This window comes from Bartonella sp. AA9NXGY (genome assembly GCF_042196845.1).
In the GTDB taxonomy this organism is placed as follows: domain Bacteria; phylum Pseudomonadota; class Alphaproteobacteria; order Rhizobiales; family Rhizobiaceae; genus Bartonella.
The window spans coordinates 1-1,665 of record NZ_JBHIRB010000071.1; the positions used below are offsets into that span (position 1 = coordinate 1).

At 36.1% G+C, this 1,665-nt stretch carries 1 protein-coding gene; it reads right to left on the minus strand.

Translation table 11 applies throughout. The features are described 5' to 3' along the window. A partial coding sequence (locus tag ACFIM6_RS09820) for an ABC transporter substrate-binding protein (protein WP_375612666.1) occupies positions 1–713 on the minus strand: 713 nt, incomplete at its 3' end. Positions 714–1,665 lie beyond the last annotated feature (952 nt).

Below are 1,665 nucleotides of genomic sequence, written 5' to 3' on the forward strand. Positions count from 1 at the left end.
TCCCCCCAATAATTGGAGCTTGCACGCAACAAAATTCCTTCTCCAGGGCGCCAACTCTCTAGCTGATAAGGACCAACGCAAGCAGAATGGCTTGCCAAATACCGGTTTCCCATATCACCATTTTTTTCGTGTTTCATGAGTGTCTCACGATCAAGCAAAGCAAGAGTACGACTAGTGGCAAAATGGCTAAGAATGAGCTCTGCTGGATAAGGTTTATCAAATTTCATCACCACCGTTTTGTCGTCCGGTGCTTGAAAAGCCTCATCAACGTTTTGTTCTGTAATCCCATATTCATTAAATGTCGCCGCAGTAGCCATCTTCAATTGAACAACCCGCTTCATACCCCAAACAAGATCATTGGCATTCGCAGGACGACCATCATTGAACTTTAAACCATCACGCAAGTGAAAAGTAATCACCGTACTCTGATCATCACTTGAAACATCCCAACTCTTCGCTAAAGAAGGAACCATTTTAGCAGCATCATCTGTAGCAGAAACGACTAAATTATCACAAACATTAACAAGAACTTCATTACCATAACGGTCATTGATTTGTGCGGGATCAAATGTACTTATTGTATCAAGATTCCAAGCCATCACAAGCGTATCGGCAGGTGTTTTCGCTGAAACTTGTTGCACAAACATCCCCATTGCAAGAACAGCAGAAACAAAAGAACTGCCCTTTTTCAATATTTTTCTTTTCCCGTTCATAGAATTTTCCTTTTAAGATTTAAGGTTATTGTATAACTTCTCATGTGACAACATGCAAAAATGATAAGATCATGCTTAGAAAACACGCCTCCTAGAGGTAAAATATCAAAATCTCTAAAAGCAGCAGCCACTTTTCAAAAGCTCCTTCCCTCCCAAATACGTATAGAACAAACGAACATATGCAACGCAAAACGATCTGATTAAAATGAAGCTATCACGCACAATAGCACACGACATCACGGCACTTATAATTCAGAGCATATCAGACCAAAATCCTTCCTTGCTTCATTAAAAAGATTTCTTTTTCAAGTTTCTTCTTGCGATTTTCTAAAAAGTATCATCAAAGCGCTACTCTAATTGCTTCAAAAGCCTCAAAACAATTTGATATTTTGATGATCCTGAATAAATTTTTTCGTAACCATTTTCACCCTTCTTCAGAAGAAAATTCGAACTTTATTATAACTCCGTATCAAATAACAGCTTCGAACCTATAGATTATCATATTTTAAGTCATAAGGAATGTAACCTGAGGTATGAGAAGAGTAGCTTGATGTTTCCCCGCGTACCCGCATACAACAGTTTTTCTCACCAAAACATTTTATAAAGTCCCCATTTTTTCAGAAACACTAAACTTTGCTTTATTCGTTACACCTGTCTTTTGCAACAAACAAATTTATTACTTTCTATACATATAAATTGAAACATCAAATATTAATATCTATACACGTAGAATTTATCGAGATAAATAACCTCTCTTCCCAATAGAATGTTTTGAAACAAAATTCTCTACACAACATAGTAATCCATTCCCGATAGAATTCAACGTATTGCAAAGTATTAAAGAGCTTTGCAATACATCAAATATATCATGACCATGTTTTTTATATTTTATAAACTTGATACCTTCTTATTTTTCAATTGCACTATAAAAAATACGTGGTGCACTATTCCA